The 9353-nt window shown below is 63.3% G+C and carries 7 protein-coding genes; 5 read left to right on the top strand and 2 right to left on the bottom strand.

The window, feature by feature from the left end; translation table 11 throughout:
- Positions 1-309: 309 nt before the first annotated feature.
- The 4 genes from ACXJ7R_RS17130 to ACXJ7R_RS17115 all read left to right on the top strand — a co-directional run bounded on the left by ACXJ7R_RS17130 (position 310) and on the right by ACXJ7R_RS17115 (position 6150).
- On the top strand, positions 310-1272 hold the full coding sequence (locus ACXJ7R_RS17130; protein WP_457152871.1) for a DUF4167 domain-containing protein: 963 nt from the start codon (positions 310-312) through the stop codon (positions 1270-1272).
- A 221-nt stretch (positions 1273-1493) separates the two neighbouring features.
- On the top strand, positions 1494-4100 hold the full coding sequence (clpB, locus tag ACXJ7R_RS17125; protein WP_457152870.1) for an ATP-dependent chaperone ClpB: 2607 nt from the start codon (positions 1494-1496) through the stop codon (positions 4098-4100).
- A gap of 57 nt (positions 4101-4157) precedes the next feature.
- Positions 4158-4523, top strand: a complete 366-nt coding sequence (locus tag ACXJ7R_RS17120) for an MmcQ/YjbR family DNA-binding protein (RefSeq protein WP_457152869.1) — start codon at positions 4158-4160, stop codon at positions 4521-4523.
- 151 nt (positions 4524-4674) lie between these two features.
- Entirely contained in the window at positions 4675-6150 is a 1476-nt protein-coding gene (locus tag ACXJ7R_RS17115) for a L,D-transpeptidase family protein (protein ID WP_457152872.1), read from the top strand.
- Positions 6151-6297: 147 nt separating this feature from the next.
- Here the strand turns inward: ACXJ7R_RS17115 and ACXJ7R_RS17110 are convergent, their stop codons facing one another.
- Complete coding sequence (locus tag ACXJ7R_RS17110; RefSeq protein ID WP_457152868.1) at positions 6298-6930, bottom strand: TMEM175 family protein; 633 nt, start codon at positions 6928-6930, stop codon at positions 6298-6300.
- A gap of 163 nt (positions 6931-7093) precedes the next feature.
- On the opposite strand from ACXJ7R_RS17110, the gene ACXJ7R_RS17105 reads away from it, so the two are divergent.
- A complete protein-coding gene (locus ACXJ7R_RS17105; RefSeq protein WP_457152867.1) occupies positions 7094-8653 on the top strand; it encodes an MFS transporter in 1560 nt (519 codons plus the stop codon).
- Between the two features lie 11 nt (positions 8654-8664).
- Here the strand turns inward: ACXJ7R_RS17105 and ACXJ7R_RS17100 are convergent.
- Positions 8665-9353 (bottom strand): M23 family metallopeptidase (locus ACXJ7R_RS17100; protein WP_457152866.1); only part of this gene is annotated, 689 nt, incomplete at its 5' end.

Raw genomic sequence — 9353 nt, 5'->3', positions numbered from 1 at the left:
CCTTGACGCAGTGCAAAAAAAGCGCTTGGCAATGCCGGGGAATGCGGCTAGGGTCGCCTTAACCGGATGAGACGAAGCAGGCAGTGCTCTTAGCGATTCGGTCTTCCTTGGAAATAGCTGCCTTCTTGCGCAAACGATGCCCAAGCTTCGTGCGGGAATCGTCCGGCAAGTGATGTAACCGGAACAGGATGGCACGTGGCGCCAACGCAATTGATGCGGGCGAACGCCGGTGAAGAAACGAAGCGGCTGGCTGCATGAGCGCCTCCGTTCGTGAAGAGTTTTCGAAAATTTCAAAATGAAGAGAGTTTGATGAGGCCACAACAGCAGAACAGGCGCATGCGCGGTCGCAACAATAATGGCGGCGGCGGTGGCAATAACAACAATAACAACAACAACCGCAAGGGACCAAATCCCCTGACGCGCAACTACGAGAGCAACGGCCCGGACGTGAAGATCCGCGGTTCGGCTCAGCAGATCGCCGAAAAATACGCGACCTTGGCCCGTGATGCGCATAGCTCCGGCGACCGGGTCATGGCGGAGAACTATCTCCAGCACGCAGAACACTACAATCGCATCATCGCAGCCGCGCAGGCGCAGATGCCGATCCAGAACACGCAACAGAATCGCGATGATTTCGACGATGACGGCGACGAGGATCGCGACGAGTTCGACAATGCCGGCAACAGCGGCAACACTATTTCCGATGCCCAGGTACCGGTGATCAACCATGGCGCCGGGCCGCAGCCGGTCATCGAAGGCATGCCGGCCGAGGTCGCGCTCAACCGGGAAAACGGCCGCGACAATCGTGATGGCAATAGCGGGCGTGACAATGGCGGGCGCAACAATGGCGGCCGCGACAACAATGGGCGCCACCGCGATCGTCGCCCCAATGGCGGCTACGGCCAGAATGGACAGCGCGACTATGGCTCGTCCGCCGAGCAAGGCGGCCAGCCGCAACGCAACGAGGCCCCGACCCAGGTCGAAGCCGCTTCGCCGACCGAATCGACCGAATCCGTTGTGACAGCCGAGCCGGCTCCGTTGTTCGAAAACCTGTCGCCGGCAGGTCTTGCCGCCCAGGCCGAGCTCAATGAGGCGGCCGCCGAAAGCGGTGCTGCCCGTCGCCCGAGGCGCCCGCGCCGTCCGCGCGTCAGCGCCGATCAGGTCGACAGCGGCAGCGACAATGTCAATTCCGGCGCCGATGCCGGCGAGGTGGCTGCGGCCCCGGCCGACGGCGGCAATGCCGAACCGGTCAAAGTCGACATCGACAACTGATCGAACGACATTTCAGGATATCGGACGGCGGAGAGAAATCTCCGCCGTTTTCGTTTTGTGCCGCGATGGAATATTGTGCGTTGACCGGCATCAAGGCGTCTTGAGACAGCATGGCCTATGCACCATATCTCGGCTGAACTGGACCCGGCTCGAATGGGCGGGTCCGTCACCGCAATCGGATCCGGTGCCGCAAAGCGGGCCGGTGATGGAAGGAGACAGATATGAACCTTGAGAAATATTCGGAGCGCGTGCGCGGCTTCATCCAGTCCGCGCAGACCATGGCGCTCTCCCGCAACCACCAGCAGTTCACACCCGAACACATCCTGAAAGTGCTCGTCGACGACGACGAGGGCCTGGCCGCGTCGCTGATCGAACGTGCCGGCGGCAGCGTCCGCGACGTCAAGCTTGGCGTCGAAACGGCGCTCGAAGCGATGCCCAAGGTAGAAGGCGGCAACGGCCAGCTCTATCTGGCGCAGCCGCTGGCAAAGGTGTTTTCGTCCGCCGAAGAGCTGGCCAAGAAGGCCGGCGACAGCTTTGTCACCGTCGAGCGGCTCTTGCAGGCGCTCGCCATGGAGAAGTCGGCCAAGACCGCCGACATCCTGGCCAAGGCCGGAGTCACCGCGCAGGCGCTCAACCAGGTCATCAACGACGTCCGCAAAGGCCGCACCGCCGATTCGGCGAGCGCCGAACAGGGCTACGACGCGTTGAAGAAATACGCACGTGACCTGACCGCGGATGCTCGCGCCGGCAAGCTCGATCCGGTCATCGGCCGTGACGACGAGATCCGCCGCACGATCCAGGTGCTGTCGCGCCGCACCAAGAACAATCCGGTGCTGATCGGCGAACCGGGCGTCGGCAAGACGGCGATCGCCGAAGGCCTGGCGTTGCGCATCGTCAATGGCGACGTGCCGGAATCGTTGAAGGACAAGCAATTGATGGCGCTCGACATGGGCGCGCTGATTGCCGGYGCCAAATACCGCGGCGAGTTCGAGGAGCGGCTGAAGGCCGTGCTCTCCGAAGTCACCTCGGCCGACGGCAACATCATCCTGTTCATCGACGAGATGCACACGCTGGTCGGTGCCGGCAAGGCGGATGGCGCCATGGATGCGTCGAACCTGTTGAAGCCGGCATTGGCGCGCGGTGAACTGCACTGCGTTGGCGCCACAACGCTTGATGAATATCGCAAGCATGTCGAGAAGGATGCGGCCCTTGCCCGCCGCTTCCAGCCGGTGTTCGTCGATGAGCCGACTGTGGAAGACACCGTCTCGATCCTGCGCGGCCTGAAGGAAAAATACGAACAGCACCACAAGGTGCGCATCTCGGATTCGGCGCTGGTGGCGGCGGCGACGCTGTCGAACCGCTACATCGCCGACCGCTTCCTGCCGGACAAGGCGATCGACCTCGTCGACGAAGCCGCTTCGCGGCTGCGCATGCAGGTCGATTCCAAGCCCGAGGCCCTCGACGAGATCGATCGCCGCATCATGCAGCTCAAGATCGAGCGCGAGGCGCTGAAGGTCGAGACCGACGATGCGTCGAAGGATCGGCTCGCCCGCCTGGAAAAGGAACTCGCCGGGCTCGAGGAGGAATCGACCGAGATCACCACAAAGTGGCAGGCCGAGAAGCAGAAGCTCGGGCTTGCCGCCGATCTGAAGAAGCAGCTCGACGAGGCGCGCAATGAGCTTGCCATTGCCCAGCGCAAGGGTGAATTCCAGCGCGCCGGGGAGCTTGCCTATGGCAAGATCCCGGAACTGGAAAAGAAGCTGAAGGAAGCCGAAGCCCAGGACGGCAAGGTCGGCATGGTCGAAGAGGTGGTCACTCCCGACCATGTCGCCCATATCGTCTCGCGCTGGACCGGCATTCCGGTCGACAAGATGCTGCAGGGCGAGCGCGACAAGCTGTTGCGCATGGAAGACGAGATCGGCAAGCGCGTCGTCGGCCAGGGCGAGGCGGTGCAAGCTGTCTCGAAGGCGGTGCGGCGCGCCCGCGCGGGCCTGCAGGATCCGAACCGGCCGATCGGCTCGTTCATGTTCCTCGGACCGACGGGCGTCGGCAAGACCGAACTGACCAAGGCGCTTGCCAGTTTCCTGTTCGACGACGAGAGCGCCATGGTGCGCATCGACATGTCGGAGTTCATGGAGAAGCACTCGGTCGCCAGGCTGATCGGCGCACCTCCCGGCTACGTCGGTTATGAGGAGGGCGGCGCTCTGACCGAAGCGGTGCGGCGCAGGCCCTATCAGGTCGTGCTGTTCGACGAGATCGAGAAGGCGCATCCGGACGTGTTCAACGTGCTGCTGCAGGTGCTCGATGACGGCCGCCTGACCGACGGCCAGGGCCGCACCGTCGACTTCCGCAACACGCTGATCATCATGACGTCGAACCTCGGCGCGGAGTATCTCGTCAGTCTCGGCGAGGACCAGGATGTCGATCAGGTCCGCGACGAGGTGATGAATGTCGTCAAGGCTTCGTTCCGGCCGGAGTTCCTCAACCGCGTCGACGAGGTGATCCTCTTCCACCGGCTGCGCCGGCAGGATATGGGTCGCATCGTCGAGATCCAGCTCAAGCGGCTGGAAAGCCTGCTGACCGATCGCAAGATCACGCTGTCGCTGGACCAGGAGGCGATCGACTGGCTGGCGGCCAAGGGTTACGACCCGGCCTATGGCGCACGGCCGCTTAAGCGCGTCATGCAGAAGGAACTGCAGGACCCGCTGGCSGAGAAGATCCTGCTCGGCGACATCCTCGACGGCTCGACCGTCAAGGTGACAGCCGGTTCCGACCGGCTGAACTTCCGCTCGAAGCCGACGATTGTGGCGGCCGAGGCGGCAGCCTGATCCAATGCCGCGCGTCCAGCCTGGACGCGCGGCCTTTTCATACAAGCGGGGGCGCGGATGACGCTGGACGACTACAACAGCTTCTGCGCTTCGCTGCCTTCGACAAACCACGTCGTCCAATGGGGCGGCGCTCATGTCTGGAAGGTCGGGGCCAAGGTCTTTGCGATCGGCGGCTGGGACCAGGGCCAGCAGCTCTTTGTCACCTTCAAATGTTCCGACATCGCTTATGACGTGCTCAAGGAGCAGCCGGGCTTGCGTCCGGCACCCTATCTTGCTTCGCGCGGCATGAAATGGATCCAGCGTCAGACAAGCCAGAGCATGGATGATGACGCGCTGAAGGACTATCTGCGCGAGAGCCATCGCCTTGTTGCCCTGAAGCTGACGAAGCAGGCGCGCAGGGAGCTGGGACTTGCCGCAAGCTAGCTGATATTCATCGAGGCGCCAGGAAAACGCCATCTTCATGCCCGGTTCATATTGGAACCATATGGTGGTGAACTGGTTTGCTGGCGAAGGGGTTCGCCGTACAGGGACACTGCCGGGCGGCGGCAATTACGGACCGGAGAGTTTGGCCACCATGCTGCGCACGATCTTCACCCTTTCGGTACTCGCCGGCGGGCTTTTGTCTTCTGGCGCGCTCGGCGCGCCGACGCAGGACAGCGCACCACGGGTTGCCCGCGCTGCCGACGATGGCGGCATCCTCGTCGCCCAGGACGGCAATCTCGACGTCTATTACGACGCCAGGGGCAACCGCGTCATCGTCGATGCCGATACCGGCAAGGTCATCGCTATCCAGCCGCCGCAGACGCGGCTCGACCGGCGCGCGCTGCGCCGCGAGACACGGCTGCGCGAACTGGGCCGCGTCCCCGATGACAATGACCGCTACTATCTCGACGATCCGCAAGACATGGCGCGGTTCCGCCGCAAGCAGTTGGAAGAAGAAGGCCGGGTCATCCCGCCGCCGGCGGACGAATATGATCCTAACAGCGACAATTCCGTGGAAGCCTATCCGCCGCCACCGCAGGACGACGGCAGCTACGACAACAATTATCCCGATGCGCCGCAGTCGACAGAGCCGGGCACCATCAAACGCCAGCCGCTGAACGAGGCCTCGATTGACCCTGCCCAGCCGGCGTCTCCCTCCGAGCAAGCGGGACTGCCGCCAACGACTGGGGGCAAGTCGACCGTCGAGCCGGCGCTTTCGCTGGGAGCACGTCAGGATGTCGCGGCGCTGCAGGTGCTGCTCGACCGGGGTGGCGCTTCGCCTGGCGTCATCGATGGGCGTTTCGGTTCGAATGTCGACAAGGCGCTCGCCGCCTACAACCAGATCACTGGCAGCAATCTGCGGTCGACCGATGCGGTCGGCATCCAGGCGGCTCTTGCGCAGTCCGGCGGCGATGCCTTTGCCAATTACACCATCACCCCGGAGGATGCGGCCGGCCCCTATGTCGCCTCGATCCCGGAAGACTACAGCCAGAAGGCGCAGCTCGACCGCATGGGCTATACGTCGGTGACCGAGGCGCTCGCGGAGCGCTTCCACATGGACGAGAACTACCTCAAGGCGCTCAACCCGGACGCCAACTTCAATCGTCCCGGTACGACCATCAAGGTCGCAAATTTCGGCAAACTGGTCTCGACGCCGGTTGCCCGTATCGTCGCCGACAAGGGCAGGAAAGAGGTCTTCGCGTATGATGCGGGCGACAAGCTGGTGGCGGCCTATCCCGCAACCATCGGGTCGGCGGATACACCGTCACCGTCCGGCATACACGCTGTATCGCGCGTCGCTCTCGATCCGAACTACACCTACAACCCCAGCATCAATTTCAAGCAGGGTCAAAACGACAAGGTCCTGACCATTCCGCCAGGTCCAAACGGCCCGGTCGGCTCGGTGTGGATCGCTCTGGACAAGCCGACCTACGGTATCCACGGCACGCCGGATCCGTCGAAGATCGGCAAGACAGAAAGCCATGGCTGCGTGCGCCTGACCAACTGGGATGCGCGCGAACTGGCCAAGCTGGTCTCGCCGGGCGTCACCGTTGAGTTCGTCGAGTAGGCGCTGATATTCAGATGAGGCCGGCCTGCGAACGGCGGCTTCCTCCGCTTCCGGTGCTCACGTACCCAGAAGTACGCTCCGCTCCGGTTCTCGAAATCCGTCGTTCTCGACTCGGCCTGATCTGAATCTCAACGCGCCCTGAAACGGTCAGCCGATGATCCTGCGCACCCACTTCGCGCCCGGGGTTATCGCATAGACCAGTTGCACCACCAGGATAAAGCCGACGCTGAGTAACGGCGTGATCAGGCACAGTGCCGCGCCGACCGCCCACAGGATCTGCGCCTTGACGATGCGCAGATAGACCGTGCGGCTGGTTTCCGCGTCGACATCCTCTGCCAGGAAGTCGTTCTTCTCCGCATAGCGCCAGCTGGCGAACAGCGTGACGCCGAGCATCAGCAGGTTGAGCCAGTAGACCAGCATCGCGGTTCTGAACTCGAGGAAGTCGGCCAAAAGATCGGTCGAGAACGGCAGCAAGGCAATGAAGGCGAGAAAGCAGAGGTTCAGCGTGGCAAGCCGCCGGTCGGATTTGGCGATCAGCCCATGCTGCGCCTGCTGGCCGAACCAGAAGATGGTCAGCGTCAGGAAGCTCAAGGCGTAGGTCAGGAAGCGGGGCGCCAGTGCCGCGATTGCGGCAAGCAGATCGCGCTCCGAATGGATCGCCTCGTGCGCCGGCACCCTGATTTCGAGGACGATCAGGGTGAGTGCGATGGCGAACACGCCGTCGGTGATGCCAACGATACGGCCGCGTCCCTCCGCCGATGCTTCAAGTGGCCGCTTCATCGACTTCTCCCCGTCTGCAATTTTCCGGAAACCTAGCCAGAACCTAGCATGACTGCCGCCGTGTGCACCCGGACAGGAGCGATCCTGGCCATGTGGCTGGTTTCAAGGACAGCAATCCACTGGCTGGTTGTTGCCAACACGCCTGCGGTCTAAGCAAGGTTCCATGCATTCACCAAGCGAAGCCGCCGCCGTTCCGCTGACCAGTCCGGTCACGAACGGCACGTTCTGTCCACCGTCGCAACGGCGATTTGTGCTGATTGCGGCGATCCTGGCCTCGGCGCTCGGTTTCATCGACGGTTCGATCCTGGCCATCGCCATGCCGGCGATTCGCGTCAACCTTGGTGCCAGCCTGGCGCAAGCGCAGTGGATTTCCAATGCCTACGCGTTGACGCTCTCGGCACTGATCCTTGCCGGGGGCGCCGCCGGCGATCGATTCGGTCTGCGCCGCGCCTTCGTGGCAGGCATTGCGCTGTTCATTGTCGCCTCGCTTGCCTGTGCGCTGGCGCCGAATGCGGTGGTGCTGATCGCATTTCGCGCGCTGCAGGGCATTGGTGCGGCGGTCATGGTGCCGGGCAGCCTCGCCATCATCGCCAAGGCCTATCCGAAAAAAGAGCGCGGCCGCGCCATCGGGATCTGGGCCGCGGCTTCGGCGCTGACCACGGCACTTGGCCCGGTGCTCGGTGGTTTCGTGCTGTCGGCAYTCGGTGTCGGCATCTGGCGGGCGATCTTCGCGGTCAACCTGCCGCTCGGCCTGATCTCGATCTATCTGCTGCTGGCCAAGATCCCGGCCGACGCGCCGACGGAAAAACGCAGCCTGGATCTCGGCGGTGCCGCGCTGGCGACATTAGCCTTCGGCGCGCTCGCCTACGGGCTGACCTCGATGAGCGCCGGCGGCGAGGGCCATTTGTCGGGGCCGAGCATTGCCGCCGGTGCCGTGCTGCTGGCTGTCTTCATCGCCTTCGAGCTTTGGCAGCGCGAGCCGATGATCGATCTGTCGCTGTTTCGCGTCGGCGCTTTCGCCGGCGCCAATGCCGCGACGTTCTTCCTCTATTTCGCGCTGTCGGCCAATCTTTTCTATCTGCCGATGCTGCTCATCGCCGGCTGGGGACTGAGCACGGCCGAGGTCGGCTTCATCTTCCTGCCGCTGTCGGCATCGATGGCACTTTTGTCGCGGCCCGTCGGCCAGTTGTCCGACCGGATCGGGCCGCGCTTTCCGATCGCCTTCGGCAGCCTTGTCGTGGCTTTCGCGTTTGCCGGACTTGCCTTGCTCGCCCATGCCGGCATCCACAATTTCTGGACGGGAACATTTCCGCTGATGGGGCTGATGGGGCTCGGCATGGCGCTGGTCGTGTCGCCACTGTCGACCGCGATCATGACGGCGGTGGAAGACAAGGATACCGGTGCTGCCTCCGGCATCAACAATGCCGTCTCGCGCATCGGCGGCCTGATCGCGGTGGCAGCGATGGGCTCGCTTGCCGCCCGGGTCTACGCGAAAGCCCTCGATGGGAATGCGACGCCCGGCGTGCCAGGCTTTGGCGAACCGGCGGCAGTTGGGCTGGCGCCGGCAGTCGATGCGGCAAGGCTTGCCGCCGGCGACGCGGCGTTTTCCGCCGTCTCTTCGGTGACGGCACTGCTCTGCCTGCTTTCAGCAGTGATCGCGTGGACGACCATTCCCGGTCAGCGGCTGCCATGGCCGTGGCGTGCGGAAAATCCGCAAGGCTGAAAATCAGCGAATCAGCCGTCGATCTTGGCGCTCGCAACCTTCAGCGAATCACTGTCTTCCTGCTTCAGCAGATCGTCGATGCGCTCGCGTTCGCGCTTGAAGGCGACGAGATCATCGCCCTTCAGCACTTTGCCGACCGGCAGCCGGACACGCATCGAATCGACTTTGGTGCCGTTGACGATCAGCTCGTAATGGAGATGCGGACCGGTGGAGAGGCCGGTCTGGCCGAGATAACCAATGACCTGGCCCTGGCGAACCCGCACGCCTTCTTCGATGCCTTTGGCAAAGGCGCTCTGGTGATTGTAGGACGTCTCGTAGCCATTGGCATGACGAATGATGATCTGTTTGCCATAGCCGCCGGCCCAGCCCGCCTTCTCGACGACGCCATTGCCGGCGGCGATGATCGGCGATCCGATCGGGGCGGCCCAGTCCGTACCTGTGTGCATGCGGACATAGCCGAGGATAGGATGCCTGCGCGCACCAAACCCGGAGGTAAATCTCCCGTTTGGCAGTGGGTTGCGCAGTAGGAACTGCTCGGCGCTGCTGCCGTCCTCGTCGAAATAGTCCGCGCTACCGTCCTGCATCTGAAACCGGTAGAAGTTGCGCGTTTGCCCACCGAAGGTCGATGAGACATAAAGCAGTTCGGACTCGTCGGACGCTTGGTCGTCGCCGTCCGGCTGCGAGAACAAGACTTCGAGGC

This window comes from Mesorhizobium sp. P5_C1 (assembly GCF_054049815.1).
Note: the sequence above shows the minus strand (reverse complement) of the source record. Positions and strands in the feature narration are given on the sequence as shown.

Excerpts from the sequence above, each read along its gene's own strand:
- ACXJ7R_RS17130 (WP_457152871.1), top strand. The coding sequence starts at position 310 with ATGAGGCCACAACAGCAGAACAGGCGCATGCGCGGTCGCAACAATAAT.
- ACXJ7R_RS17110 (WP_457152868.1), bottom strand. The coding sequence starts at position 6,930 with ATGAAGCGGCCACTTGAAGCATCGGCGGAGGGACGCGGCCGTATCGTT.
- ACXJ7R_RS17115 (WP_457152872.1), top strand. The coding sequence starts at position 4,675 with ATGCTGCGCACGATCTTCACCCTTTCGGTACTCGCCGGCGGGCTTTTG.
- ACXJ7R_RS17120 (WP_457152869.1), top strand. The coding sequence starts at position 4,158 with ATGACGCTGGACGACTACAACAGCTTCTGCGCTTCGCTGCCTTCGACA.